The 26,647-nt window shown below is 61.4% G+C and carries 29 protein-coding genes; 13 read left to right on the top strand and 16 right to left on the bottom strand.

Annotation, left to right across the window (positions count from 1 at the left end):
- Position 1: 1 nt before the first annotated feature.
- Positions 2-496, top strand: a complete 495-nt coding sequence (locus AC3IT6_RS09535) for an SRPBCC family protein (protein WP_489355025.1) — start codon at positions 2-4, stop codon at positions 494-496.
- 199 nt (positions 497-695) lie between these two features.
- Here the strand turns inward: AC3IT6_RS09535 and AC3IT6_RS09530 are convergent, their stop codons facing one another.
- From AC3IT6_RS09530 to AC3IT6_RS09500, 7 genes are read right to left on the bottom strand one after another with little or no spacing between them, the layout of a single operon-like run.
- Positions 696-1,130, bottom strand: a complete 435-nt coding sequence (locus AC3IT6_RS09530; RefSeq protein ID WP_489355023.1) for a nuclear transport factor 2 family protein — start codon at positions 1,128-1,130, stop codon at positions 696-698.
- Positions 1,127-1,516: a steroid Delta-isomerase gene (locus AC3IT6_RS09525; protein ID WP_489355021.1), complete on the bottom strand. Its 390-nt coding sequence runs from the start codon at positions 1,514-1,516 to the stop codon at positions 1,127-1,129. Before AC3IT6_RS09525 ends, AC3IT6_RS09530 begins: the two co-directional genes overlap by 4 nt.
- Positions 1,517-2,719, bottom strand: coding sequence for an acetyl-CoA C-acyltransferase (locus AC3IT6_RS09520; RefSeq protein WP_489355019.1), 1,203 nt, complete (start codon positions 2,717-2,719; stop codon positions 1,517-1,519).
- Positions 2,720-2,748: 29 nt separating this feature from the next.
- Positions 2,749-3,207 (bottom strand): MaoC family dehydratase, encoded by a 459-nt coding sequence (locus AC3IT6_RS09515; RefSeq protein ID WP_489355017.1) that lies wholly within the window; start codon positions 3,205-3,207, stop codon positions 2,749-2,751.
- Between the two features lie 2 nt (positions 3,208-3,209).
- Positions 3,210-3,992, bottom strand: coding sequence for an SDR family oxidoreductase (locus AC3IT6_RS09510; protein WP_046042769.1), 783 nt, complete (start codon positions 3,990-3,992; stop codon positions 3,210-3,212).
- 13 nt (positions 3,993-4,005) lie between these two features.
- Complete coding sequence (locus AC3IT6_RS09505; RefSeq protein WP_489355015.1) at positions 4,006-5,199, bottom strand: acyl-CoA dehydrogenase family protein; 1,194 nt, start codon at positions 5,197-5,199, stop codon at positions 4,006-4,008.
- On the bottom strand, positions 5,196-6,368 hold the full coding sequence (locus AC3IT6_RS09500; protein ID WP_489355013.1) for an acyl-CoA dehydrogenase family protein: 1,173 nt from the start codon (positions 6,366-6,368) through the stop codon (positions 5,196-5,198). Before AC3IT6_RS09500 ends, AC3IT6_RS09505 begins: the two co-directional genes overlap by 4 nt.
- Before the next feature lie 172 nt (positions 6,369-6,540).
- On the opposite strand from AC3IT6_RS09500, the gene AC3IT6_RS09495 reads away from it, so the two are divergent.
- Positions 6,541-7,185, top strand: a complete 645-nt coding sequence (locus AC3IT6_RS09495) for a YceH family protein (protein ID WP_223449255.1) — start codon at positions 6,541-6,543, stop codon at positions 7,183-7,185.
- A 188-nt stretch (positions 7,186-7,373) separates the two neighbouring features.
- On the opposite strand, the gene AC3IT6_RS09490 is transcribed toward AC3IT6_RS09495, so the two are convergent.
- Both AC3IT6_RS09490 and AC3IT6_RS09485 read right to left on the bottom strand, forming a co-directional pair.
- Positions 7,374-7,892, bottom strand: a complete 519-nt coding sequence (locus AC3IT6_RS09490; RefSeq protein WP_489355011.1) for a cupin domain-containing protein — start codon at positions 7,890-7,892, stop codon at positions 7,374-7,376.
- A gap of 9 nt (positions 7,893-7,901) precedes the next feature.
- The gene (locus AC3IT6_RS09485; protein WP_489355009.1) at positions 7,902-8,720 is read right to left on the bottom strand and encodes a shikimate 5-dehydrogenase; all 819 of its coding nucleotides are present in this window, start codon (positions 8,718-8,720) and stop codon (positions 7,902-7,904) included.
- 245 nt (positions 8,721-8,965) lie between these two features.
- Here AC3IT6_RS09485 and AC3IT6_RS09480 point away from each other — a divergent pair, with 245 nt between their 5' ends.
- The 3 genes from AC3IT6_RS09480 (at position 8,966) to AC3IT6_RS09470 (ending at position 10,063) form a co-directional block, all read left to right on the top strand.
- On the top strand, positions 8,966-9,325 hold the full coding sequence (locus tag AC3IT6_RS09480) for a hypothetical protein (RefSeq protein ID WP_489355007.1): 360 nt from the start codon (positions 8,966-8,968) through the stop codon (positions 9,323-9,325).
- 236 nt (positions 9,326-9,561) lie between these two features.
- Complete coding sequence (locus AC3IT6_RS09475) at positions 9,562-9,756, top strand: hypothetical protein (RefSeq protein ID WP_008052996.1); 195 nt, start codon at positions 9,562-9,564, stop codon at positions 9,754-9,756.
- Positions 9,757-9,871: 115 nt separating this feature from the next.
- Positions 9,872-10,063, top strand: coding sequence for a hypothetical protein (locus AC3IT6_RS09470; RefSeq protein WP_223449263.1), 192 nt, complete (start codon positions 9,872-9,874; stop codon positions 10,061-10,063).
- Here AC3IT6_RS09470 and AC3IT6_RS09465 read toward each other — a convergent pair.
- Complete coding sequence (locus AC3IT6_RS09465) at positions 10,060-11,121, bottom strand: AI-2E family transporter (protein WP_489355004.1); 1,062 nt, start codon at positions 11,119-11,121, stop codon at positions 10,060-10,062. The two genes, AC3IT6_RS09470 and AC3IT6_RS09465, sit on opposite strands and share 4 nt — an antisense overlap.
- Before the next feature lie 163 nt (positions 11,122-11,284).
- On the opposite strand from AC3IT6_RS09465, the gene trhP reads away from it, so the two are divergent.
- Entirely contained in the window at positions 11,285-12,610 is a 1,326-nt protein-coding gene (gene trhP / locus AC3IT6_RS09460) for a prephenate-dependent tRNA uridine(34) hydroxylase TrhP (RefSeq protein ID WP_489355002.1), read from the top strand.
- A 134-nt stretch (positions 12,611-12,744) separates the two neighbouring features.
- On the opposite strand, the gene AC3IT6_RS09455 is transcribed toward trhP, so the two are convergent.
- On the bottom strand, positions 12,745-13,608 hold the full coding sequence (locus AC3IT6_RS09455) for a LysR substrate-binding domain-containing protein (protein ID WP_489355000.1): 864 nt from the start codon (positions 13,606-13,608) through the stop codon (positions 12,745-12,747).
- Positions 13,609-13,704: 96 nt separating this feature from the next.
- Here AC3IT6_RS09455 and AC3IT6_RS09450 point away from each other — a divergent pair, with 96 nt between their 5' ends.
- On the top strand, positions 13,705-14,616 hold the full coding sequence (locus tag AC3IT6_RS09450; protein ID WP_489354998.1) for a DMT family transporter: 912 nt from the start codon (positions 13,705-13,707) through the stop codon (positions 14,614-14,616).
- Between the two features lie 156 nt (positions 14,617-14,772).
- Here the strand turns inward: AC3IT6_RS09450 and AC3IT6_RS09445 are convergent, their stop codons facing one another.
- Complete coding sequence (locus AC3IT6_RS09445; protein ID WP_056722458.1) at positions 14,773-15,483, bottom strand: FadR/GntR family transcriptional regulator; 711 nt, start codon at positions 15,481-15,483, stop codon at positions 14,773-14,775.
- A gap of 279 nt (positions 15,484-15,762) precedes the next feature.
- Here AC3IT6_RS09445 and AC3IT6_RS09440 point away from each other — a divergent pair, with 279 nt between their 5' ends.
- The 3 genes from AC3IT6_RS09440 to ampC all read left to right on the top strand — a co-directional run bounded on the left by AC3IT6_RS09440 (position 15,763) and on the right by ampC (position 19,717).
- Positions 15,763-17,109, top strand: a complete 1,347-nt coding sequence (locus AC3IT6_RS09440) for an MFS transporter (RefSeq protein WP_489354996.1) — start codon at positions 15,763-15,765, stop codon at positions 17,107-17,109.
- Between the two features lie 12 nt (positions 17,110-17,121).
- Positions 17,122-18,465 (top strand): glucarate dehydratase, encoded by a 1,344-nt coding sequence (gene gudD, locus AC3IT6_RS09435; RefSeq protein WP_489354994.1) that lies wholly within the window; start codon positions 17,122-17,124, stop codon positions 18,463-18,465.
- A gap of 142 nt (positions 18,466-18,607) precedes the next feature.
- The gene (ampC, locus tag AC3IT6_RS09430) at positions 18,608-19,717 is read left to right on the top strand and encodes a class C beta-lactamase (protein WP_489356509.1); all 1,110 of its coding nucleotides are present in this window, start codon (positions 18,608-18,610) and stop codon (positions 19,715-19,717) included.
- A 40-nt stretch (positions 19,718-19,757) separates the two neighbouring features.
- On the opposite strand, the gene AC3IT6_RS09425 is transcribed toward ampC, so the two are convergent.
- Positions 19,758-20,309, bottom strand: coding sequence for a DUF4174 domain-containing protein (locus AC3IT6_RS09425; protein WP_489354992.1), 552 nt, complete (start codon positions 20,307-20,309; stop codon positions 19,758-19,760).
- A gap of 180 nt (positions 20,310-20,489) precedes the next feature.
- On the opposite strand from AC3IT6_RS09425, the gene AC3IT6_RS09420 reads away from it, so the two are divergent.
- Positions 20,490-20,858 (top strand): VOC family protein, encoded by a 369-nt coding sequence (locus AC3IT6_RS09420; RefSeq protein ID WP_489354990.1) that lies wholly within the window; start codon positions 20,490-20,492, stop codon positions 20,856-20,858.
- A gap of 20 nt (positions 20,859-20,878) precedes the next feature.
- Here AC3IT6_RS09420 and AC3IT6_RS09415 read toward each other — a convergent pair whose 3' ends face one another.
- Both AC3IT6_RS09415 and AC3IT6_RS09410 read right to left on the bottom strand, forming a co-directional pair.
- On the bottom strand, positions 20,879-21,664 hold the full coding sequence (locus tag AC3IT6_RS09415; protein WP_150725814.1) for a sulfite exporter TauE/SafE family protein: 786 nt from the start codon (positions 21,662-21,664) through the stop codon (positions 20,879-20,881).
- Positions 21,665-21,881: 217 nt separating this feature from the next.
- Entirely contained in the window at positions 21,882-22,631 is a 750-nt protein-coding gene (locus AC3IT6_RS09410; RefSeq protein ID WP_489270818.1) for a hypothetical protein, read from the bottom strand.
- Positions 22,632-22,838: 207 nt separating this feature from the next.
- Here AC3IT6_RS09410 and AC3IT6_RS09405 point away from each other — a divergent pair, with 207 nt between their 5' ends.
- A complete protein-coding gene (locus AC3IT6_RS09405) occupies positions 22,839-23,660 on the top strand; it encodes an aldo/keto reductase (RefSeq protein ID WP_489354988.1) in 822 nt (273 codons plus the stop codon).
- A 29-nt stretch (positions 23,661-23,689) separates the two neighbouring features.
- Positions 23,690-24,160, top strand: coding sequence for a DUF1810 domain-containing protein (locus AC3IT6_RS09400; RefSeq protein WP_489354986.1), 471 nt, complete (start codon positions 23,690-23,692; stop codon positions 24,158-24,160).
- Here the strand turns inward: AC3IT6_RS09400 and AC3IT6_RS09395 are convergent.
- Positions 24,125-26,485, bottom strand: a complete 2,361-nt coding sequence (locus AC3IT6_RS09395; RefSeq protein WP_489354984.1) for a DNA polymerase II — start codon at positions 26,483-26,485, stop codon at positions 24,125-24,127. The two genes, AC3IT6_RS09400 and AC3IT6_RS09395, sit on opposite strands and share 36 nt — an antisense overlap.
- Between the last annotated feature and the right edge of the window lie 162 nt (positions 26,486-26,647).

Below are 26,647 nucleotides of genomic sequence, written 5' to 3'. Positions count from 1 at the left end.
CATGCCCGTAGCCAGCCATAGCGTTGTACTGAACCTCACGCAACAAGCCACCTGGGCCAAACTGCGCGATCTGAGCCTCGCCCCGCACTATGTGCCGGGCCTGACCGGTTGCCAGTTTCATCCAGGCGCAACGGAAGGCCTCGGCGCCAGTCGCCGGGTGTTGCGCAAGGGCGGTCAGTATCTGGATGAAAGCGTAGTGCAGTGGAGGGAAGGCACGGGGTTCGTGCTGCGGTTGCACAAGGGCGGCAATGACTCGCCCTTTCCATTTCGCCAGGCGAGTTTCAGTTATGCCTTGCAAGCTGAAGGCAACGCGACGCGCATTACCCTGCAAATGAGATACAGCCTGCGCGGTGGCAGGCTGTTTGAGAGGTTGCTGGCCAAGGCCTTCAACAAGGTCGTGCAGCAGATTGCCGAAAACCTCAAGGCTTACTACGAAACCGGCCGGACGCAGAATCCGGATATGGCTGTCAGCACATCCAACATTGATGTCGCCTGACACGCAGCCTTCGCGGGCAAGCCCGCTCCCACAGGGGGATTGGGGTGTGCGCAAATACCAGGTTCACCATAAAACCTGTGGGAGCGGGCTTGCTCGCGAAGGGGCCGGCACATTCAACATTGATGTTGCCTGAAATGCCGCGTTCGCGAGCAAGCCCGCTCCCACCTCTGCTGTGCTGCGACCGGATCGAAACCCGCCTTCAGGAACGCGCCACTTCCGAGTGAGCGGCAAAACGGGTGGCGACAATCTTCCACTGGCCGGCGATACGCTGGTATTGGTCCTGATAGAAGCCACCCAACTGCCGCGTCGCCCCGCTCTCGCCATCCAGGTTGAAATACCACAGGGCCCAACGGCCCTCGGCCTGATCCTCGCTTAGCACCTCGATTTCCGGGTTGGCGCCGTGATGCAGGTCGATCACCCGCTCATGGCAAGCCAGTTCGCGGTACAGCGCGACAAAACTGTCGCGCTCACGAAAGACCCCCAACGGACCGTAATCGATCAACACTTCACCTTCGGCAAAGCAGTCGGCAATCACCTCGACCTGCTTGAGATCGCAGGCGTTGAAGTAGCGATGCTTTAGCTGGCGGATATCCTCCAGCGCTTCCAGGCGGGCGATCCGCTGCTCCAGATTCATACTGCACCTCGCGCTGTCACGTTGACCTCACTCCAGAAGGCTTTCATCGAGCGGATCTTGCCGTCTGCATCGAACTCCATCACGTCGATCACATGCAGCGAGCACGGTTGCCCGCCCCACTCCATATCGACCCGGAACGGCATCGCGCCGCAACCGTTGAGCGTCGCGCGCACCGGGCCGGTCCGGGTCGCCGAGACCTTCATCGCCCCCAGTCCTTCACGGTAAAAGCGCGCGATGGCGTCGATGCCCTGCAACGGCGCGTGGCCGACCGGGTCTTCAACGGTGGCGTCATTGGCGTAGAGCGCGAGGATGCCGTCGATGTCGCTGGCATCCACCAGCTCCACATAACGTGCCATGGTCGTCTGGATATGTTGTGCGCTGATCATTCAGACCACCTCGAACAAAGCAGCAGCGCCCATGCCGCCACCGATGCACATGCTCACCACCACATAACGCAAACCGCGGCGCTGACCTTCGACCAATGCGTGGCCAACCATCCGCGCCCCGGACATGCCGAACGGATGGCCGATGGAGATCGCCCCGCCGTTGACGTTCAGGCGCTCGGCCGGAATGCCCAGGGTGTCGCGGCAGTACAGCACCTGACAGGCGAACGCTTCGTTCAATTCCCAGAGGCCGATGTGGTCCATGGTCAGGCCGTGGCGCTTGAGCAGCTTGGGAATGGCGTACACCGGGCCGATGCCCATCTCGTCGGAATTGCAGCCGGCGACGGCCATGCCGCGATAGATCCCCAGCGGTTCCAGGCCACGTTTCTCGGCCATTTTCGCGCTCATCAACACCGAGGCCGACGCACCGTCGGACAACTGCGAGGCATTACCGGCGGTGATGAAACGACCCTTGTCGCTCCACTGACCGCCCGGCCACACCGGCTCCAGCGCCTTCAGGCTCTGGAGGGTGGTGTCGATGCGGTTGCACTCGTCGCGCAGCAAGGTGACGGTTTCATAACTGGTTTCGCCAGAGGCCTTGTCGAACAGTGCCTTGCGGCTGGCCAGCGGCGCCAGTTCCCGGTCGAAGCGCCCGGCGCTCTGGGCCTGTGCGGTACGCAACTGGCTCTGGTAGCTGTATTCGTCCTGCTCGTCGCGGGAGATGCCATAGCGCGCGGAGACGATCTCGGCGGTTTCGATCATCGGGATATAGGCGTGCGGGTCCAGTTCGATCACCGAAGCCGACTGATTGCGATACAGGTTCTTGTGCTTGTTCTGCACCAGGGAAATCGACTCCAGGCCACCGGCCACGGCGATGTCGATTTCGTCGCACATGATGCCTTTGGCGGCCATGGCGATACTCATCAGGCCCGACGAGCACTGGCGCTCGACGGCCATCCCGGCAACCGATGCCGGCAAGCCGCCGGCAATCGCGCACAGGCGGCCCAGGTTATAGGACTGCGTGCCCTGCTGCGCCGCGGCACCGATGATCACGTCGTCCACTTCACCCGGCTCGATGCCGGCACGGCGCACGGCTTCTCGCACCACGTGGCCGCCCAGTTGCGGCGCTTCGGTGTCATTGAACGCACCGCGAAAGGCTTTGCCGATCGGAGTGCGGGCGGTCGAAACGATGACGGCTTCTTTCATGCTGGATTCCTCGAAAATGCTGTTGAAGGTCAGGCCGGGTAATAGCGACTGATGGTGTCGACCACGCAGCCGGGGCGTTCCTCGCCGTCGATTTCGACGCTGACACGGATGGTCGCCTGCACGCCGCCCTTGACCTCCTCGACCGCTATCAATTGCGCACTGCCGCGCACCCGCGAGCCGACGCGCACCACCGAGGGGAAGCGCACCCGCTCACAGCCGTAATTGACGCCCATCGCCAGGCCACGGACCTCGACGATCTGCGGCAGGAACAGATTGACCAGCGACAGGCTCAGGTAGCCATGGGCAATGCAGATGCCAAACGGGCCGCTGGCAGCCTTGACCGGATCGACGTGAATCCACTGGTGATCGCCAGTGGCGTCGGCGAACCGGTCGATGCGGTCCTGTTCCAGCAACAGCCAGTCACTGGCGCCGAGTGATTCGCCCACGGCGTCGAACAAGGCCATCGGCGTGTCGAAAATACGTGGCATGGTCACGCCCTCTGGCTGGACACCGACAACACTTCGCCGGTCATGTAGGAGCTGTAGTCGCTGGCCAGGAACATCATCACGTTGGCCACTTCCCAGACTTCGGCGGCGCGGCCGAAGGCTTCATTGGCGGCCAGTTGATCGAGCACCGCCTGGGGCGCGGATTTGCGCAGGAAGTCGTGCAGGGCGATGCTCGGGCTGACCGCGTTGATGCGGATGCCGTAGTCGGCGGCCTCGACCGCTGCGCAGCGGGTCAGCGCCATCACGCCAGCCTTGGCGGCGGCGTAGTGCGCCTGTTCTTTCTGCGCACGCCAGCCCAGCACCGAGGCGTTGTTGACGATCACCCCGGCACGCCGCTCCATCATTTTCGGCAGCATGGCGCGGGTCATGCGCATGGTGCCGGTGAGCGTCACGTCGATGACCCGATTCCACTCTTCGTCGGCCATGTCCACCAGCAACCGCGAGCCGCCAAGCCCGGCGTTGTTGATCAGCACATCGACGCCTTGCAGGTCACGCTCGGCGCAGGCGATCAGTTGCTGCACCTGGGCTTCGTCGGCGACGTTGCAGACCTGGCCGAACACTTGTTGCAGCCCGGTGGTTTCGCGAATCTTCAGCACCGCTTCGGCCAACCGGCCTTCATGGATATCGCTGATCATCAGCGCGCGGCAGCCTTCCTCGGCGGCACGCACGGCGGCGGAAAAACCGATCCCGGCGCCTGCGGCGGCGGTGATCAGTACCGACTTGCCGCGCAGCAGGCCGCGACCTTCAACATATTGAGGTACAGACATGAACTCTCTCCTTTCAGGCGCGCGGACGCGGCTCTTTGGGCATGCCCAAGGCACGCTCGGCGATGATGTTGCGCTGGATTTCGTTGCTGCCGCCGTAGAGGGTATCGGCGCGGCTGAACAGGTACAGCGACTGTAAACGGGTCAGTTGGTAAGGCGCGGCTTCGAGCAACTCCGCTTCGGCGCCGAGGACGTCCATCGCCAACTTGCCGAGGCTGGCGTGCCAGGTCGACCAGAACAGCTTGTAGATGGTCGCCTCCTTGCGCAGCGAACCGTCCTGGCTACCCGAGAGCATGCGCAGCGAGTTGTAGCGCATGATCCGCAGCCCGCTCCAGGCCTCGGCCAGGCGCTGACGCAGGATCGGGTCGCGGTCGGCGCCATTGGCTTTGGCGATGGCGATAATTTCGTTGAGTTCGTTCTGGAACTGCATCTGCTGGCCGAGGGTCGACACACCCCGCTCGAAACCCAGCAGCGCCATGGCGATCTTCCAGCCTTCGCCCGGCGCACCGATGATGTTGCTGGCGTCGGTGCTGGCATCGTCGAAGAACACTTCGTTGAATTCCGAGGTGCCGGTCAGTTGCTCGATCGGTCGTACGGTGATTTCTGCCTGGGCCATCGGCACCAGCAAGAACGACAGACCGCGATGGCCGACGCTGCCCGGCTCGGTGCGGGCGATGACAAAACACCAGTCCGATTCGTGGGCCAGGGACGTCCAGACTTTTTGCCCGTTGATCAGCCATTGACCGGTCGCCTCATCCAGCGTCGCTCGGGTCTTGACGTTGGCCAGGTCGGAACCGGCGCCCGGCTCTGAGTAGCCCTGACACCAGAACGATGTACCGCTGACGATCCCCGGCAAAAAGCGCTGTTGCTGTTCGAGCGTGCCGAACGCGGCAATGGTCGGCCCGGCCAGCCCTTCGCCGATATGGCCCATGCGGCCTGGGCCGCCGGCGCGGGCGTACTCCTCGTTGAAGATCACCTGCTGGGTGATCGACAGGCCGCGCCCGCCGTGCTCCGGCGCCCAGCCGACGCAGGTCCAGCCGCCTTCGGCGAGTTTGCGCTCCCAGGCTTTGCGCTCTTCGGGAAACATGTGCTCGTCGCCCGGGCCGCCGCGAAAACGCAGGGCTTCGAACTCGCCGCAGAGGTTGGCACTCATCCAGTCGGCCACTTCCTGGCGGAAGCGTTCGTCCTGCTCGCTGAAACTGATTTTCATGACTGCTCTCCAAGAATCACCGAAGCAATCCGCTCGCGATGCCAGGCCGGTAGCCCGAGGAAACTTTCGCTGGCGCGGGCGCGCTTGAAGTAGAGGTGCGGGTCGTATTCCCAGGTGAAACCGACGCCGCCATGCAACTGGATCGATTCGGACGCGCAATAGAAGTAGGTTTCGGAGCACTGCGCCTTGGCCAGCGCCGCCGCCAGCGGTAGTTCTGCGGCGACTTGCGCATCGCCCTGCGGGTCGAGGACTTCCTGGGCCACGCACGCGGCGTAGTAACTGGCCGAACGGGCGCATTCGACTTGCAGCATCATGTCGGCGGCACGGTGTTTGAGGGCCTGGAAACTGGCAATCGGGCGCCCGAACTGCTGGCGTTCCTGCATGTAGGCCACGCTGAGGTCGAGCACCTGCTGCGCGCCGCCGGTCTGCTCGGCGGCCAGACCGATGCAAGCCAGTTGCAGGACACGTTCAAGATGCGGCCAGCCGTGACCGAACTCACCCAGCAGGCAATCGGCTTCAAGGTACAGGCCCTTGAGTTGGATCCGCGCCTGGCGCCGGGTCTGGTCCATGGTCGGCAGCATTTGTCGTTCGATGCCTGCGCGTACAGCGCTCACGGCAAACAGGCTGATGCCCGTTTCGCCAGTGGTTCCGGGTTGTCGTGCGGCAATGATCAACAGGTCGGCGCCATGGCCGTCGAGCACATGCTTGAGGGTGCCGTCGAGGACGAACCCGTCGCCTTCAGCCACCACCGTTGCCTGGACGTCGTCGGCTGACCAGCCGTTGGCACTGCTGAACGCCAGCGTTGCGGTCACGCTGCCGTCGGCAATCGACGGCAACCAGCGCTGCTTCTGTTCTTCATTGGCGGCCAGCAACAGCGCTGGGGTGGCCATGCAGGCGGTGGCGAAAAACGGCGAGCACAGCAAGCGCCGGCCCATCTGTTCCAGCAGGATCGTCAGCTCGACAAAGCCGAGGCCCAGGCCACCATAGGTTTCGGGGATATGAATGGCCGGCCAGTACATTTCCTGGCACAGACGCTGCCAGAGGGCTTCGTCGAAACCCCGTTCGCTGACCATTGCCGCACGCACGGCGGCAGAATCCGAGACATCGGCGAGGAAGCCCTCGGCCGATGCGCGGATCATTTCCTGTTCGTCGCTGAATGCAAACTCCATCGCGGCGCCTTCTGCTCGTTTGGCGGGGCACGCGTGGCGCAACACCCCTTTGAGCATGAAGTTTGGCGCCGGCAGGAGAAGGCAGAATCGTTAGCCTTGCCTAGTCCGAACGGGCGATGTCAAAGTGCGCTTACGCAAGTGAAAAACATGAATCGGCTAAGGATGCAGAACCATGAGCACTGAGCAAGAGACGACTTTCGACGAGCCGCGGCTCAACAGTACGGAAATCCGCATTCTGGGTTCGTTGATCGAGAAACAGGCCACCAGCCCGGAAACCTATCCCCTGACCCTCAATGCCCTGGTGATTGCCTGCAACCAGAAAACCAGCCGCGAGCCGGTGATGAACCTGACACCGGGCCAGGTCGGCCAGAGCCTGCGCGCCCTTGAAGGACGCGGCTTCGCCAGACTGGTGATGGGCAGCCGCGCCGACCGCTGGGAACACAAGGTCGACAAGGCCCTGGAACTGGTGCCGGCGCAGGTGATCCTCACCGGGCTGATGTTTCTGCGCGGCCCGCAGACCGTCAATGAACTGCTGACCCGCAGCGGCCGCATGCATGAGTTCGAAGATGCCGAACAGGTAGTGCATCAACTCGAACGCTTGATTGCCCGGGGCCTGGCCGTGCTGATTCCGCGTCAGGCTGGCCAGCGCGAAGACCGATACACCCACGCCCTTGGCGACCCGGCGGATATCGAAGCGATCATGGCGGCAAGGAACAACCCGGCCGAACGTGGCAACAACGGGGTTTCGGTTGAACGGATCGAAGAACTGGAAGCACGGATTGCGGCGTTGGAAGAAAGGCTGGCTCGGCTCGAATAATCAGGCTGCAGAGATCCCAATGTGGGTCGTGGACTGGCTTGGCATTGGTGACCGACACAAAACCTGTGGGAGCGAGCTTGCTCCGGGCGGCGTTCCGACGATGGCGGACTGTCAGTGACATCAATGCTGAGTCGACCATCGTCTTCGCGAGCAAGCCCGCTCCCACAGGGGGTTCGCGGTGTTTTCGACTATTCGCCGTCCCAGTAATCCACCCCGTCCGCCTGCCGGGCCACCGCAACAAAACCCGAAGCATTACCCTCGGCATCCACCTTGAAGTCATCCATCACGGCGTATTTGCCGGAATCCGGGTATTCACAGATCTCCGGTGATTGCTGGGTGCTGACGGCCAGGTACCGCAACTCGCCGTTGCTGGTATTGATGATCTGGTGCGCTTTTTCAGGCCCACCCGGTGGACAGGCGATCACATCACCGGCACGGATCGGAAAACGTTCGGATCCCAGGCGGACTTGCCCTTCCCCGGCCACGACGTAGAACATTTCTTCATTGACCCGATGACTGTGAAACGGGCTGCCGCGCATGCCTGGCTCCAGCACATACAAGCGATAACCCAGCTTTTGCGCCCCCAGTTGCTGACCGACTCGGGCCAGGCGCTGTTGATAGCGCCCGGCGGTTTCACCGCTCGGCGCAAACGCTTCGGGCAGCGGTTCAAGTTCGACCGAATCCAGATTGAGAATGGGCGGATGCATGGACACCTCCTAGCTTCGGGCGAACGCCACTGCCTTCTGGAATTGCTCGTCTGTCGGCCGTACACCGGTATAGAGCACAAATTGCTCCAGTGCCTGGATCGCGATCACTTCCAGCCCGGTGATGACCCGCTTGCCTTCGGCACGAGCACGCACGATCAGCGGTGTTTCCGAGGGAATCGCCACCACATCGAAGACAGTTTCCGCTTTTTCGATCACGTCCGGCTCAAAGGCCAGTTGATCGGCCTCCGGTCCTCCCGTCATGCCGATCGGGGTGACATTGACCAGCATCTGCGGGCGACGACTCCCCAGCTCGGCCTGCCACTCATACCCCAAAGACTGCGCCAGCGCCTGCCCGGCGCGCTCATTGCGGGCTACGATCAGGCCGTTTTCATAGCCGCCATCGCGCAAGGCACTCGCCACGGCCTTGGCCATGCCACCACTGCCGCGCAAGGCAAAGGTCGAGTCCTTGGGCACCTGGTGTTTTTCCAGCAGCTGGGCAACGGCGATGTAGTCGGTGTTGTAGGCCTTGAGATGACCGTCGGTGTTGACGATGGTGTTGATCGATTGAATGGCGGCGGCCGATGCATCGAGTTCATCCACCAGGGCAATGCAGGCTTCCTTGAACGGCATCGACACGCCACAGCCACGAATCCGCAGGGCGCGAATGCCGGCAACGGCACCCGTCAGGTCCTGGCTGGCAAAGGCCTTGTAGTAAAAGTTCAGGCCCAGCTGTTCATACAGATGATTGTGAAAACGCAGGCCAAAGTTCCCGGGACGTCCTGAAAGGGACATGCACAGCTGGGTGTCTTTGTTGGGGTTCATCTGCATGGGCAAGCTCCTTCAAGTGCACTTTCGGATGGACGGGATTAGCCCTCCATCCGGTTCTGATCGATCATGTAATTGTGTTAGCGCCGGCTTACACGGGTCGGTAAAAAAGTCGCTACAGACCTTACACAAAATTTACCTCGCGGCCGTGCTGTTTTTCGAAAAAACGCTGTCTTAGAAGTATCCCCGCGACAATCCTTGGGTCTATTGCAGACACAAGCACCGGGTTGAAGAACCGAGGAACTATCATGATCCGTAAAGTCTCCACAGTAGCCTTTCTGATCGGCGCCCTCGCTATCGCAGGACAGGCGCAAGCCCATGGTGGTGGTGGTAATGATGCGGCGGTATTCGGAGCGATCGTCGGTACTGCCATCGTCGGCTCGGCTCTGATCAACGCCAACCGCCCGGTTTATGTCGCGCCGCAACCGGTCTACTACCAGCCCGCGCCGGTTTATTACGCACCACCACCTCCGGTTTACTACCAGCCGGCCCCGGTCTACGTGCAACAACCGATCTACTACCGCCCGGCCCCGGTTTACTACGGCCCACCCCGTGGTTACTACGGTCCACCCCGTGGCTACTACGGCCCTCGCTACGGCCGCTGGTAACGAACTCATCCAGCCCCGCTGAAACAGCGGGGCTTTTTTATGCCCGTTTGTCGGTGCAGGTCTGGATAAATCTCGCCAAGGTCGCTATCGGGACAGTGCCCGCGGCAGAAATGGGCAAGATGGACTCGACCCGATTTCTGCCCTGCGGAAAAAAAACGGTCATATTTTTGTCATGACAGTTCCGCAAGCTAAGTGCTGTCCGTCGAAAACAAGTTGATAACAACAAGGACGACCACATGCCAACGCAAAACCCGCACCGCATCGTCGGTCTGTGCACCTCCAGCAAGGTGTACAACGCACTGACCGAACTCAAGCACCTGGAAGGTCATCGCAGCGCCAAGTTTCTCTCGCTGCTGACCCAAAGCCTGGTGCGCAAGGGCCTGCTCAACGAGCAGGAAGTGGTTCATATGCTCGACCAGGTGGTCAGCTGACCGACCAACGGTCGTTTGCCCCCTCTGGCATCAATGACCACTATCGAAAGCGTTGATTACCCCTCAAGGCACCCGGACCTTAAAGTAACTCCACAGATTGATGGAGGTACTTGTCATGTCCAAGGTTCAGATCATGTCCGTTATCGGCAGCGCCGTCCCCGCACCGCTCAGAGAGCTGGGCATGCTCGCCTGCTGGTATCTGGTGCAGGACGGGGTGCAGATCAGCGGCCCGCTCACTTCGCTGCCCGCCGCCCGGGAACTGTCGCAACGCATCGGCACCGGCCAGTCCGGCAGGCTCAACGCCTAAGGCAGCTGCACCCGCGGTTTGGTTTCAATGAAAATGGCCCAGCTCGACATGAACAGGGCCGCGATCAACGGGCCGATGACAAAGCCGTTCAGCCCGAAAATCGCCAGTCCGCCGAGGGTCGAGACCAGGATCATGTAGTCCGGCATTTTGGTGTCCTTGCCCACCAGTAATGGCCTGAGCAGGTTGTCCACCAGCCCGATCACAAAGACCCCAAACAATCCCAGCACCACGCCCTGCCAGATCGCCCCGGTGAACAGGAAAAACGCCGCCACCGGCACCCAGACGATTCCCGCCCCCACCGCCGGCAGCAGCGACAGAAACGCCATCAACACCGCCCAGAGCAATACGTTGGGAATGTCCAGGAACCAGAAGATCAGACCGCCCAGTGCGCCTTGGGTGATCGCCACCAGCAGGTTGCCTTTCACCGTGGCCCGCACCACACGATTGAACTTGAGCTGCAAACGGCGTTTCTGCTGTTCCTGCAACGGCACCGCTGCACGCACTTTGCGCGCCAGTTCGGCACCGTCGCGCAGGAAGAAGAACAGCAGGTACAGCATGATGAAAAAGCTGACGATGAACTCGAACGTGCCCTGGCCAAAACTGAACGCCTGGGTGGCGAAGAACTGGTTGCCGGTCATCGCACTCTTGATGATTTTCTCACGTAGCCCGTTCAATTCACCCATGCCGAAGCGGTCCAGCAGGTGTTGGAAATACACCGGCAGGCTGTGCTTGAACTGCGCCACATACCCCGCGATGTCCAGCTCCCCGCTTTCGATGCTCTTGTAGAGCGCGGTCCCCTCCTGGACCAGGAAGATGCTAAGGACTATCACCGGCAGGATCGCGATCAACAGGCAGATGCTCAGGGTGAGCAGCGACGTGAAGTTGCGCTCCCAGCCGAACTTCAGTTGCAGCCGCCGTTGCAGCGGAGCAAAGAGGATGCCGAGGATCACCGCCCAGAACACAGCGCCGTAGAACGGCAGCAGAATCCAGACGAAAGCAATGCTCACCAGAGCCAGCAGGACGGTCAGCGACCTGTCTTTCAGGGTTTCTTCGTTCATATCCGATCCATGCCAGTCTGCCCGGACGAAAAGGTACGTCCTGATGCTTAGGCCGCCACGGCTCGCACGAGTGCCCTCCGTTCGCGAATAAAGCATAGATCCAGGTCAATAAACCCTTGGCACAGGGCATTTACCCTGTGCGGCTTTTGCGACCGACACTGCCATGAACCTCACCGCGCCAGAACTGCTCGCCCCCGCCGGCACCCTGAAAAACATGCGTTACGCCTTCGCCTACGGCGCCGATGCCGTGTACGCCGGCCAGCCGCGCTACAGCCTGCGGGTGCGCAACAACGAATTCGACCACGCCAACCTGGCCCTTGGCATTCGCGAGGCCCAGGCTCAGGGCAAGCGCTTCTACGTGGTGGTGAACATCGCGCCGCACAACGCCAAGCTCAAGACCTTCCTCAAGGACCTTGAACCGGTGATCGCCATGGCGCCGGATGCGTTGATCATGTCCGACCCCGGCCTGATCATGCTGGTGCGCCGGCATTACCCGCAGATGCCGGTGCACCTTTCGGTGCAGGCCAATACGGTGAACTGGGCGAGCGTAGAGTTCTGGCAGCAGCAAGGCTTGAGCCGGATCATCCTGTCCCGGGAGCTGTCGCTGGAAGAAATCGCCGAGATCCGCGAGCAAGTGCCGGCCATGGAACTGGAAGTGTTCGTGCACGGCGCGTTGTGCATGGCCTATTCCGGGCGCTGCCTGCTGTCGGGCTACATGAACAAGCGTGACGCCAATCAGGGCAGTTGCACCAATGCCTGTCGCTGGAAATATTCAGCGCAACCGGCCACGGAAAACCAGCTCGGCGAGATCGTGCAGGCATTCGATCCCGAACCGACCCTGGGTATCGGCGCGCCTACCGGGCAGGTGTTCCTGTTGCAGGAGGCCAATCGTCCCGGCGAACAGATGCCGGCCTTCGAAGACGAACACGGCACTTACATCATGAACGCCAAGGACCTGCGCGCCGTGCAGCACGTCGAACGCCTGACCCACATGGGCGTGCACTCGCTGAAAATCGAAGGCCGGACCAAATCCCATTTTTACTGCGCGCGCACCACCCAGGTTTATCGCCGCGCCATCGACGACGCGGTGGCGGGCCGGGCCTTCGACCGCGGCCTGATGACCGACCTGGAATCCCTCGCCCAGCGCGGCTACACCGAAGGTTTCCTGCGCCGCCATGTGCATGACGAGTACCAGAACTACCAGAACGGTAGCTCGGTCTCGGAGCGCCAGCAGTTTGTCGGTGAGTTGACCGGCCAGCGCCGGGATCGACTGGCCGAGGTCAAGGTGAAGAACCGTTTCGGCCTGGGCGATCACATGGAGCTGATGACGCCCAAGGGCAACTTCCACTTCGATCTGCATCAGTTGCAAAACGCCAAGGGCGAAGCGATCGAGGTTGCGCCGGGGGATGGGCATACGGTGTATTTGCCGATACCGGATGCGGTGGATCTGGAGTTTGGGTTGTTGATGCGGGATGTGAACGCGAACTGATCTTCAACTACACACAAAACACCTGTGGGAGCGAGCTTGCTCGCGATAGCGGTGTATCAGTCAAAATTGTTAGCGACTGACACTCCGTCATCGCGAGCAAGCTCGCTCCCACAGGTTCTCCCACAGGTTCTGCGTCAGGCAAACTCTTCGCGAAGCATCGCCACAAACGCCTCACGCGCCGGGTGCACCCCGGCGTTTTCGTGCCAGTAAAACAGGTTGTCGACGGCGGTCAGTTCGGGGAATTCAAACCCCGCGCACCCCGCGCCTTTGGCGTATTGGTCGAACACGCCTTTGGGCACCAGCGCCACGCCGGCCCCGGCGCTGACGCAACCGACAATCGCGCCATAACTGGCCAGGCTGACAATCGGCAGCGCCTGGCCCTGTCGCAACAGCCAATGCTCCAGCGCCGCCCGGTACGGACAGCCCTGGGGCCACATGAACACGGTCTGGTCCTGCAAATCGCTGACGTCCCGCAGCGGCCCCAGGGAGGTCGAGGCGATCAGCAGCAGCTCTTCGCGGTACATCGGCGTGCGCTTGAGGTGCGAACGCTCGACATCCACCGCCACGATGGCGCCGTCGAGCTTGTGGTTGAGTGTGTCGTCGAGCAACTGTCCCCAGGAGCCGGTGGTCAGCTCCAGCGCCACCTGCGGGAAACGCTTGTGGAATTTCGCCAGCAGGCGCGGCAATCGCCCGGTGGCCGACGACTCGATGGCCCCGATGCGCAACGGCCCCGAGGGCTCGGCCAAAGGGTCGACCGCACGCTTGGCCTCGGCAGTGAGGGCAAGAATTTTCGAGGCGTAGGCCAGGAAGGTTTGCCCCGACGGGCTGATGCGCAGCCCTCGGCCCTCACGCAGAAACAGCGCGACACCCAGTTCGGCCTCCAGGGCCTTTATCCGGGCCGTGATGTTCGACGGCACGCAATGCAACAGCTCGGCGGCGCGGGCGATGCTGCCGACGTCGGCGACGGTCTTGAACATGCGAATCTGTGCCAGCTCCATACATCACCAATAGTGAACGGTTTGAGCATTATAAGTCAGTTGTGGCGAACGATCCGCTTTCTGATACTCGGTGCATCCGCCCACAGGTGCACGACCATGAAGCCGCTCACACCCTCCCCCGTTTCACCTTGGAAAATCATTCTGGCCATGGCGTTTGTCGTGGCGTGCTGGGGCTATTCCCCGACCGGCATCCATATCGGCCTGCAGGCCTACGACCCCGTGCATCTGGCGCTCTTGCGCTTCCTGCTGGCCTCTGTGTTCATGGCCGTGGTCGCGATGTTCAAGGGCATTCGCCTGCCGAGCCTGCGAGATTTACCGCTGATGTTCGGCCTGGGTTTCTTCGCGGTAAGCCTGCACCACGTGGCGATCAACTTCGGACAGCAGGGTGTCAGCGCAGGTGCTTCGAGCGTGTTGGCGCAGACCACGCCGCTGTTCAGCACACTGATCGCGCGCTTCGTGTTCAAGGATCAGGTGAGCCTGTGGCGCTGGGGTTGTGTGCTGCTCGGGTTGTTGGGCGTGGTGATTGTGGTGGCCGGCGATCATGGCCTGGGCAGCATTGACGCCCACGGCTTGCTGATCCTGCTGGCGGCGGTGTCCTGGAGTCTCTACTTTGCCCTGCAAAAGCATCACACCGGGCGTTACGACGGCTTGACGCTGGTGTGTTACACGGTGTGGTCCGGCACGGCGCTGTTGCTGGTTTTCTTGCCTGGCCTGATGGATCAAGTCGCCGTGGCGCCGATGCGCGTGCAGTTTGCGGTGATTGCCCTGGGGATATTCCCCAGCGCCCTGGCGTACCTGGCCTGGGCCTATGTGCTGGCGCATGTCGATTTGAGCCGGGCGACGATGACCCTGTATTTGACGCCGCCAACGGCGATGGTCATTGCGTCCTATGCGCTTGGCGAGCGGCCGACATTGATGATCGTGGTCGGGGGACTGGTGGTGTTGGTGAGTGTGCTGGCGTTGAATCTGGAGCGGCGGGCTGTGGTTGTTCAAGCTGCTCGGGTCTGATCCATGTATTTTGCTGCCTGGACTGACGCCTTCGCGAGCAAGCCCGCTCCCACAGGGTTTTATGTTTGCCGCGGTTCTTGAGCACGACTCAAAACCTGTGGGAGCGGGCTTGCTCGCGAAGAACGATGACTCGGTGTCACTGAAAAACAGCCAACCTCAACTAGCCGAAAACCGGTCACGACTGTTAGTCAGGTGCAGCCACATTGCCGCCCGCGCCGCGTCCGGGTCCTGGCGCTTGATGGCGTTGAGAATCGCCTCGTGCTCCAGGTTGGCCAACTGACCGAGCTTGCTCAAGTCCACCGCGCCACGCTCGGCGGCATTGACCCGGGTGCGTGGGATCATCGCACTGCCCAGGTGCTGCATGATTTCGGTGAAGCATACGTTGCCGGTGGCTTCGGCGATCAGCAGATGAAAACGCCGGTCCGCTTCGACACAGCTGTCGTTGTTGGCCAGCAGGCTTTGATAGTCGTCCAGCGCTTCACGCATCTGCGCCAGTTGCAGATCGGTGCGGCGCGTTGCCGCCAGCGCCGCCGCCTGGGTTTCCAGGCCCATGCGCAACTCCAGAATGCTGCGCACCCCCAACGCGGTATCGACATTCAGCCGCAGCCCCTGCTCCGGTGCGCGCTCGATCACGAACGTGCCAATGCCGTGCCGGGTCTCCACTAGCCCCGAGGCCTGCAACTTCGAGATCGCCTCTCGCACCACCGTGCGACTGACCCCGTGTTCCTGAACGATGGTGTTCTCCGACGGCAACTTGTCGCCGGGCAACATCTGGCCGAGCAGGATGCGCTGGGTCAGTTTCTCCACCAGGTCATGGGCCAGGTTGTGGCTGCGCTTGCGGGCGGGTACTTCGAGGTCTTCTTGCATGGGCGTGTCCGAAATCAGGGCTATCGAATCGTAGCACCGCGCCGGGCGGGAATCCTGAAAAATCTCGCCAAACTTGTATGACAACACTCAACAAAACGCCCATATTGAGCCACCCGAAAGGCCATCCAGCACCACCAATAGAATAAACAATCCCAGCAAAAGCGCTATTTTGTTGGACGAACGTGGTTGCGCGATGAAAAAATCTAGTTGTATGATATCTAGCAACAACGCAACACCCAGCTTCACCCCGCATAAAAATAACGAGTGGGAGAAAACGCAGTGAATACATCCATCTCCGGGATGCACGACGACGCCAATTCAGCGCTGAAGTCCGCCATCGCCAAAGTCAAACGTCACGTCTTGCCGCTGTTCGTCATCATGTTCATCGTCAATTACATTGATCGCGTGAACATCGGTTTCGTCCGCACCCACATGGAACACGACCTGGGTATTGGCGCGGCCGCCTACGGCCTGGGTGCCGGTCTGTTCTTCATCGGTTATGCACTGTTCGAAGTGCCCTCCAACATCCTTCTGCAGAAAGTCGGCGCACGCATCTGGCTGACGCGGATCATGCTGACCTGGGGCCTGGTCGCCGCGGGCATGGCGTTCATCCAGAACGAAACCCACTTCTACATCCTGCGTTTTCTGCTGGGCGTGGCCGAAGCCGGTTTCTTTCCCGGGGTGATCTACTACTTCACCCGCTGGTTGCCCGGCGTGGAGCGCGGCAAGGCGATTGCCATCTTCCTCAGTGGCTCGGCGATTGCCTCGTTGATCTCCGGCCCGCTGTCCGGGCTGCTCCTGCAAATCAACGGCCTGGGCATGCACGGCTGGCAATGGATGTACTTCATCGAGGGGATGTTCTCGGTCGGGTTGTGCGTGTTCGTCTGGTTCTGGCTGGACTCCAGACCCCACGACGCCAAATGGCTGAGTCGCGAAGAGCAGGACGCGCTGGTCAAGGCCATCGACGACGAACAATTGGCCCGGGAAGCCGCCACGCCGATCAAACCGTCGCTGGGCAAATTGCTCAAGGATCGCCAGATCATCCTGTTCTGCCTGATCTACTTCTTCATCCAGTTGACCATCTACGCCGCGACCTTCTGGCTGCCGAGCATCATCAAGAAGATGGGCGACCTGAGCGATGTCCAGGTCGGGTTGTTCAACTCGATCCCGTGGTTGCTGTCGATTGTCGGCATGTACGCCTTCGCTTCCCTGTCGGGCAAATGGAAACACCAGCAAGCCTGGGTCGCCACCGCCTTGCTGATCGCCGCGGCCGGGATGTTCATGTCCACCACCGGCGGGCCGATCTTCGCCTTTGTCGCCATCTGCTTTGCCGCACTGGGCTTCAAATCGGCCTCGTCGCTGTTCTGGCCGATTCCCCAGGCCTACCTGGATGCGCGCATTGCCGCTGGCGTCATCGCGCTGATCAATTCGGTGGGCAACCTCGGCGGTTTCGTTGCACCGACCACATTCGGTCTGCTGGAAGAACGCACCGGCTCCATTCAGGGCGGACTGTACGGCCTGGCCGCGACCTCGATCATCGCCGCCATCATCGTGTTTGCCGCCCGCAACAAACCCAAATCCGCGCCTGCCGTCGAATCGGCCAAAGCTGCGCCACGTCACGCCTGAAAGGATAAAAAAATGACTGCACAAGAAATCGCCAAGGCCCCGATCATCACCAGCATGCAGATTGTTCCGGTGGCCGGCCACGACGGCATGCTGCTCAACCTGAGCGGTGCCCACGGCCCGTTTTTCACCCGCAACATCGTGATCCTCAAGGACAACGCCGGGCACACCGGTGTCGGCGAAGTGCCGGGGGGCGAGCGCATCCGCCAGACCCTGGAAGACGCGCGAAGCCTGGTGGTCGGCAGCCCAATCGGCACCTACCAGAAGATCCTCAATCAGGTGCGCCAGACCTTCGCCGACCGCGATGCCGGTGGTCGCGGTTTGCAGACCTTCGACCTGCGCATCACCATTCACGCCGTCACCGGCCTGGAAGCCGCATTGCTCGACTTGCTCGGCCAGCACCTGGACGTACCGGTGGCTGCCCTGCTCGGCGAAGGCCAGCAGCGCGATGAAGTGAAAATGCTCGGCTATCTGTTTTATGTCGGCGATCGCAACGAAACCGACCTCGCCTACCGCAGCGAACCGGACGCCGACAACGACTGGTTCCGCGTGCGGCACGAGAAAGCCATGACCGCCGACACGGTGGTGCGCCTGGCCGAGGCGGCCCACGCTCGCTATGGCTTCAAGGATTTCAAGCTCAAGGGCGGCGTGCTCAGCGGCGACGCCGAAATCGAAGCGGTCACGGCCCTCGCCGAACGCTTCCCCGATGCGCGCATCACCCTCGACCCGAATGGCGCCTGGTCACTGAAAGAAGCCATCCGCCTGTGCCGCGATCAGCACCGCGTGCTGGCCTATGCCGAAGACCCGTGCGGGGCGGAAAACGGTTACTCGGGACGCGAAGTCATGGCCGAGTTCCGCCGGGCCACGGGCCTGAAAACCGCGACCAACATGATCGCCACCGACTGGCGGGAAGTGGGTCACGCGATCCAGTTGCAGTCGGTCGACATTCCACTGGCCGACCCGCACTTCTGGACCATGCAGGGCTCGGTGCGCGTGGCGCAGATGTGCCACGAATGGGGCCTGACCTGGGGTTCGCACTCCAACAACCACTTCGACATTTCCCTGGCCATGTTCACCCATGTCGCGGCGGCCGCGCCGGGCGAGATCACCGCCATCGACACCCACTGGATCTGGCAGGACGGCCAGCGCCTGACCAAGGCCCCACTGCAAATCGTCGACGGCTGCGTGCAGGTTCCACAGAAACCGGGGCTGGGGGTGGAACTGGACATGGATCAGGTCGCCAAAGCTCATGAACTCTACAAAGGCATGGGCCTGGGGGCCCGGGATGACAGCGTGGCGATGCAGTTCCTGATTCCCGGCTGGAAGTTCGATAACAAGCGGCCGTGCCTGGTGCGTTGAATCAACGGTTGCGCGGGCCGCCTGTTGGCGGCCGATTTTAAAAAGCGCTCGGAGCATGGCGCTTCACGCCCTAAAATGACGCGCAACTGAATCAACGACGGATGAAACCAACATGGACAGGCTGAAAACCATCGCCGCTTGCATGGCGATAGTCGCCGCAGGCCAATGCGTGGCACAGGATCAAATCGAGACAGTGGTGAACGCCGCTGTACAACCGGTGATGCAAGCCGAGGGTATCAACGGCATGGCCGTGGCGGTCACCGTCAACGGCCAGGCGCATTACTTCAACTATGGCGTCGCCTCGAAAGAAACCGGCAACCCCGTCACCCAAGACACCCTGTTCGAGATCGGCTCCGTCAGTAAAACCTTCACCGCCACCCTCGCCGCCTACGCCCAGGCCACGGGCAAGCTGTCGCTGTCGGACAAGGCCAGCCAGGTCCTGCCGGCCTTGCGCGGCAGTGCGTTCGACCACATCAGCGTGCTGCAACTGGGTACCTACAGCGCCGGCGGCCTGCCCCTGCAGTTCCCCTCTGAATATGATTCTGCCGACAAGATGCTCGGCTACTACAAACAATGGAAACCGCTCTACGCCCCCGGCAGCCACCGACTGTATTCGAACCCCAGCCTGGGCCTGTTCGGCTACCTCGCGGCGCAAAGCATGGGCCAGCCGTTCGATGACCTGATGGAGAAAACCCTGCTGCCGAAACTGGGCCTCAAGCACACCTATGTGCATGTGCCGCAGGATCAGATGACGCTGTACGCCCAGGGCTACAACAAGGACGGCAAACCGGTACGGGTCACTCCGGGTGCGCTGGATTCAGAGGCGTACGGGGTGAAAACCAGCGCCGCGGATTTGCTGGGCTATGCCGCCGCGAACATGAAACCGGCGTCTCTGGAAAAGCCATTGCAGCAAGCCATCGCCTTGACCCATAGCGGTTACTACACCGTTGGCGATATGACCCAGGGCCTGGGCTGGGAGATGTATCGCTACCCGATCACACTGGATCGCTTGCTGGACGGCAACTCCACGCCAATGGCCATGCAAGCCCATGAAGTCCAGTGGCTGAACCCGCCACAAGCGCAGCCGCAGGACGTGCTGATCAACAAGACAGGTTCAACCGGAGGTTTTGGGGCTTATGTGGCGTACGTGCCATCGAAGGACATCGGTATTGTGATGCTGGCCAACAAGAATTATCCCAATGCGCAGCGGGTCAGGATCGCTCATCAGATACTGAGTGCCCTTGCCCAATAGCACCTGATTCCTCTGCTCACCACCAGAATTCAGTGTCGGTTCAATCATCCGGCATTTCAGGCGGCTTGGCGGGCTTGGCCGGTTTGCCAGGTTTTGTACCTTTGGCGCCCTTGGCCGCCGGCTCGGCTTCAGCGACGGGAGCGGCCACGGTCGCGGTAAATTCTTTTTCGGCCGCCGGCAACTGATCGACAGCGCTGAAAATCTCGTCCAGTTTGATGGCCTCCGATTGTTCAAGTTTCTTTTCGCCGTCCTTGCCGACCAGAATCACCTTGGTCTTGGCGCCGGCACCCAGCTTGAGCGAGCGGATCAGCGCCGCCGTGTCTTGTGGCCCGAGGTCTTTGCCGTCGCGCTGGCCCATCAGGTTGAGTACGGTGTAGAGCACCATGTTGCGGTCGGTGAAACCCTTGCGATTGGCCGGCTCATCCAGCGACTTTTTCAGGCTGACCCAGATCGGATCAACCGTGCTCGGCGCGATGACGATCAGTGGCCGGGCCCTGCCCTTGTCCATGTCCAGCGGTGAGTCGCCATCAGCGGCGAACGAGGTGCCGGCAATCGCCAGCAAAGTAGCCAGGGTCAGTGACCTGATGAGCATGCGCATCTCCTTTTGATATCCACGCTCTAATGATTGCGCATCGCGGCGATCGTTCCGGGTGACGTACCGCAAATATTTTTCGCCTTGCCCCAAGCTTAGGTCAGGGCGGTCATTGCGCAACAGGCTGGGCTAATCTGAAGACTCATGACAACCTGCCTGATCCGTCGTGAGGACTGGCCCATGAGCACTCAGTTGAACCACACCATCGTCTGGTGCCGGGACAAGCAGGTTTCGGCGAATTTCCTGGCCTGCCTCCTTGGCCTGCCCGCGCCGCAGCCCTTCGGGCCCATGCTGATCGTCAAACTGGATAACGGCGTGTCACTGGATTTCTACGACAACGACCCGCCGATAGCGTCTCAGCACTACGCATTCTTGATGGGCGACGAGGATTTCGATGCAGCCTTCGCACGCCTGCAAGCCAACGGTCAGCCATGGTGGGCCGACCCGGGCAAGCAGCGACTGAGGGAGATCAATGATTTCGCGGGAGGACGGCGGGTGTATTTCGATGACCCGGACGGGCATCTGCTGGAAATATTCACCCGCGAATGAAGCTGGCGTGGCGGCTTGAATCAGAACGCCAGTTTGTAGCCGATCAACAACAGCATGGTCGCCAGGCAAGGGCGCAGCAGTTCGTCGGAGATGCGCCCGGTCAGGTGGCTGCCCAGGTAAATCCCCGGCAACGAGCCCACCAGCAAGTAACCCAGGACGTGCCAATCCATGTTGCCCATGCTGGCATGGCCAAGGCCCGCGACCAGGGTGAGCGGCACGGCGTGGGCGATTTCAGTCCCCACCAGGCGGCGGGTCGGCAGCATCGGATAGAGAATGAACAGTGCCACGGTGCCCAGTGCGCCGGCGCCGATGGACGTCAGCGCGACCATGGTGCCAAGGACCAGCCCGGTGATGACCGTCATCACGTTCAAGCGCAATCCGCTGGGGTTGTAGTTGCCGCCCGCACGTTTGTGGGCGAAGTCGAGCAGGCGCTTCTTGAACAGGATCGCCAGTGCCGTGGCAAACAACACAAAACCGAGGGCCTGCTTGATGATCGCGTTCATCGCCTCGGGGGCGCTGTGCAGGGTACTGAGGAACCACAGCGTCAACACCACCGCCGGCACGCTGCCCAAGGTCAGCCAGCCGGTAATCGCCCAGTCGATGTTGTTGTTCTTGCGGTGAACCAGTACACCGCTGGATTTGGTGATGGCGGCGTACAGCAGATCGGTACCGACCGCCGTCGCCGGGTTGATGCCGAACCCTAACAGGATCGGCGTCATGAGCGACCCGCCACCCACGCCAGTCATACCGACGATGAAGCCGACGACCAGCCCGGCAACGACCAATCCGATGTTCACTAAATCCATGAATACTTCCACAAAGATCGCAGGGGAAATCTGGACCGCAGCATAGCGATATTTCTTATAACAAGTTATATCGATGCGATCTATCTTTATGCCCTGAAGTGTCATGCCACCCTGTGGGAGCGGGCTTGCTCGCGAAGGCGTCGTGTCAGTCACTATTTGTGTGGCTGATACACCGCTTTCGCGAGCAAGCCCGCTCCCACAGGGTTTCGTACTGGATTCACTGCACCGGCAGGAAATTCAGGAACAGCAGGCTCTGCGCATAGTTCAGGCCGATGCGCCGGTAGCGTTCGTCGAGCATCTGGGTCAGCAGGTCCAGCCGGGCGACGATCTTGCCGAACTCGACGGCAAAGCTCAGGTTGCTGCCCTCCTCCGAGATTTCGTTGGAGAACAGCAAGGGCTGGCCTTCTTTGTTCTGTCGCTGGCTGAGGATCCAGGTGGCGATCTCGATGTTGCGCGCGGCATTGCTGACGAATACCGGGTTGATCGTATCGGTCATGTAGAACTCCAGGCGATTGCCATGGGCGGTCACCAGCATGCTGCCGATGGCATAGATGAACGCCCCGACCCGGTCGCCGAGAAACTCCGGGCTCATGGCAAAGCGCAGGGCCGCGAGGTCCTTTTTGCCGCCCAGGGTCGGTAATGGCTCCTGCATCTCAATGGCCATACGCACTTGCTTGCCGGCGGTACGGGCATCGAGGAAACCGGATTTTTTCAGCTCATCGGGGTTACGCAGGTAGAGCTTGCTCATCAGCAGGTAAAGGCTGTCGAGGTTGTCGCGCATGGTCAGCGTGGCCATGCGGTCGACGCTGGTTTGCAGGAACTCCTGGGGTTTGCCTTCGCGCATCTGGTTGATGATGTCGCCGCCCTGCTGTTGGCTGCATCCGGTGACGAAGAACATCGACAGACCTGCCAGCAGCAGGCAATGACGGCGGATTTTTGTGGTGATTGCGGGTGAAACTCGAGCCATGGGTTCTTGGACTTGGGCATGGGCCGGCGGTGGGGATCGCCGCAGGCTGCCATGGATAGAGCCGGACATTTCGAAAAAGTGCAGTATCGGCACAGAGCAATCGATCACCGGCAGGCTGCAGCTCAAGAGATCACCGCCTGCGGCGGAACCGATGGACTATTCTGCTGCCCACTGAAACAACCATCGGCATTCATAAAGGAGGTTTGCATGCGCACGCTTGAACTGGCTGGCGCCAGGGTCCCGGTCATCGGCCAGGGGACCTGGCAGATGGGCGAAGACCGTTCACGGCACACGGAAGAAGTCGCGGCACTGCGCCAGGGCATCGAACTGGGCATGAGCCTGATCGACACCGCGGAAATGTACGCCGAAGGCGGCGCCGAGGAAGTGGTCCGCGATGCCATCGCCGGCCAGCGTGACAGCGTCTTTCTGGTCAGCAAGGTGTACCCGCACAATGCCAGCCGCCAGGGCATTCCCCAGGCGTGCGAGCGAAGCCTGCGCAGGCTTGGCACCGATTACATCGATCTGTATCTGCTGCATTGGCGCGGCCAGTATCCACTGGAGGAAACCGTCGAAGCCTTCGAGCGCCTGCGCGAAGACGGCAAGATCGGTCGTTGGGGCGTGTCCAATTTCGACCTCGACGACTTGCTGGAACTGGACGCCCCGGCCTGTGCCACCAATCAGGTGCTCTACAACCTGGCACAACGGGGCATAGAATTTGATTTATTACCCTGGAGCCAACAGCAACAGTTGCCGATCATGGCGTACTGCCCGATTGGCCAAGGCGGTAAAATGCTCTTCGACGTCACGCTCAAGCAGGTGGCCGTCCGTCACGGCGTCGCACCGGCACAGGTGGCACTGGCATGGATACTGCGTCAGGAAGGAGTGATCGCCATCCCCAAAGCGGTCCAACCCGAGCATGTGCGGCTCAATACCCAAGCCGCAACATTGCAGCTTGAACCCGGGGATCTGGAGGCGCTGGACCAAGTGTTTCGCGCGCCACAACGCAAACAGCCGTTGGCCATGGTCTGAGTCAACGCAGTCTGTCAGGGAGCTTCGCCATGAGAAGCACCGACCACCTGGACCCGTTCAATCTGCAACGCTTTCTCCAGGCTCAGGACCCGGTATTCGACCGGGTTCAAAACGAGCTGAACAACGGACACAAGCGCAGTCACTGGATGTGGTTCATTTTTCCGCAGTTTGCCGGGCTCGGCGACAGCGAGATGTCACGCCGCTTTGCCATCCGCTCGCGGGAGGAAGCCCTGGCCTACCTTGAGCATCCGTTGCTGGGCGCCCGGCTACGCACCTGCACCCAGGAAGTGCTGAACATCCGGGAGAGCTCGGTGGCAGGGATTTTCGGCCATCCCGACGACCTGAAGTTTCATTCCTCGATGACCCTGTTTTCCCAGGTCACCGACGCCGACAGCCTTTTCCAGCAAGCCCTGAACCAGTACTTCCACGGCATCCTGGATGACTGGACCCTGTCGCTGATGGACTCAAAACAGGCCCAGTTGCCCACCAACCAGGGTTGAGAAGTCGTCGTCGACAAACGGCAGTATCGCGTCCGCCACCGGTTGCAGCTGCCGGGTGATGTAGTGGTCGTAGTCGATGGGCGCGCTGCGCACTTCCAGCGGCTCAGGGCCGGCAACGGTGATCACGTAGCTGATCCAGCCGCCATTCTGGTACTGGCGCGGGCGCCCCTGCCGGTCGTTGTACTCGTCGGCCAGGCGCGCCGCGCGCACATGGGGTGGTACGTTGCGCTGATAGTCGTCGAGGGTGCGGCGCAGGCGTTTGCGGTAGATCAGCCGGTCATCGAACTCACCGGCCAGGGTCTTGCGCACGTAGTCACGCACATAATCCTGGTAGGGCTTGCGCAGGAAGATCCGCGAATACAGCTCCTGCTGGAATTGCCGGGCCAGCAGCGACCAGTCGGTGCGCACGGTTTCCAGGCCTTTGTAGACCATTTCGTCGCGGCCATCGTCACGGGTGACCAGTCCGGCGTAGCGCTTTTTGCTGCCTTCTTCGGCGCCGCGAATGGTCGGCATCAAAAAGCGCTTGTAGTGGGTTTCGAACTGCAATTCGAGAACGCTTTGCAGGCCGTACTCCTGCTGCACGTGCTCACGCCACCACTGATTGACGTGCGCCACCAGCGCCTGGCCGATCTGCGCCGCTTCCTGCTGGCCATGGGCGCGACGCAGCCAGACGAAGGTCGAATCGGTGTCACCGTAAATCACCGCGTGCCCCTGGGCCTCGATCAACTGGCGGGTGCGCAGCATGATTTCGTGCCCGCGCAAGGTGATGGACGACGCCAGGCGCGTGTCGAAGAAGCGACAACCGCTGGAGCCGAGCACACCGTAGAACGCGTTCATGATGATCTTCAGCGCCTGGGACAGCGGCGCGTTGTGTTCGCGCTTGGCGGTTTCCCGGCCTTCGGCCACCCGGGCGACGATGGATGGCAGGCAATGCCGGGTGCGAGAAAAGCGCGCGCCACGAAAACCCGACACCGACTCACTGTCGTCCGGGTGCTTGAGCCCTTCAATCAGCCCCACGGGATCGATCAGGAAGGTGCGGATGATCGACGGATAGAGGCTTTTGTAGTCGAGCACCAGCACCGATTCGTAGAGTCCCGGTTGCGAATCCATGACAAAACCGCCGGGGCTGGCTTCGGGTGGCTTGCCACCGAGGTTCGGCGCTACGAAACCCTGACGGTGCATCAGCGGCATGTACAGGTGCGTGAACGCCGCCACCGAACCACCCATGCGATCGGCCGGCAAACCGGTGACGCTGGCTCGCTCCAGCAGGAAGGTGAGTAGCTCGGTCCTGGCGAAAATTCGCGTGACCAGTTCGCAGTCCTTGAGGTTGTATTTGGCCAGCGCCGGTTTGTCCTCGGCGAACATGCGATTGATTTCGTCCATGCGCTGGTACGGGGTGTCGATGGACTTGCCCTCGCCGAGCAAGGTTTGCGCGACGTTTTCCAGGCTGAACGAGGGGAAACTCCAGGTCGCCGAACGCAGGGCCTCGATACCGTCGATGATCAAGCGGCCAGCGGCTGACGCGAAGTAATGGTTGCCGCTGCCGTGTTCACGCCACTGCATTTCCTCGCCGCCACGCCCCAGTTTCAACGGTACCGCCAAGCGCCGGGCGTGTTCGTGAAGCACTCGCAAGTCGAACTGCACGACGTTCCAGCCGATGATCGCGTCGGGGTCGAACCGGGCAAACCATTCGTTGAGCTTTTTCAGCAACAGGGTCCGCGACTCGCAGTATTCGAGCTGGAAGTCCACCTGGCTAGCGTCGCCATTGGGTGGACCGAGCATGTACACCTGACGCTCGCCGCAACCTTCCAGGGCGATGGAATACAACTCGCCCTGAGCGGTGGTCTCGATGTCCAGGGACACCAGTTTCAGGCTCGGCCGGTAGTCCGGATCGGGTTTCATCTGCGCGTCGAGCAGCAGGCCCTCGGCATTCGGCGTGCCACTGAAGCGCACCGGCGCGGTGATGAAGCGTTCCATCATGTAGCGTTCCGGCGGGCGCACGTCGGCTTCAAACACCTCGACACCGGCCCGGCGCAGCGCGGTTTCCAGGCGCATCAACTGGCCGTGTTGCTGGCAGTAAAGACCGAGGACCGGGCGATGTTCGAAGTCCTGCAGGGCCAGGGGCCTGAGTTCGACGTTCTTCTCGTCATGCAAAACGCTTTCGGCCGCCTGACGCTGCACGGCGGGGATGAATGCCACCGACGGTTGATGAGGCAGGCGGATACGCCGGGGACCGCTGTCGGTCGCCAGCCAGAATTCGACTTCCGTACCGGCCGGGGTGTCGCGCCAATGCCGGGTCAGGACGAAGCCCTGCTGTAGATCCACCACTGCAAACCTCGAAACTGATTCAGAGGGTGATTCTACCCGTCATCAGTCGCGATAGCGCGTTCGTCGCCGGTCTATCAGGCAGACACCGACCCTGTGGGAGCGGCGGTGCGGCGATCCGACTTGCTCGCGAAGGGGCCAGCACATTCAACATCCTTGTTG

This window comes from Pseudomonas sp. KH_017, assembly GCF_057840285.1.
The sequence above is the reverse complement of the archived record's forward strand: the minus strand, read 5'-3'. Positions and strand labels throughout refer to the sequence as shown.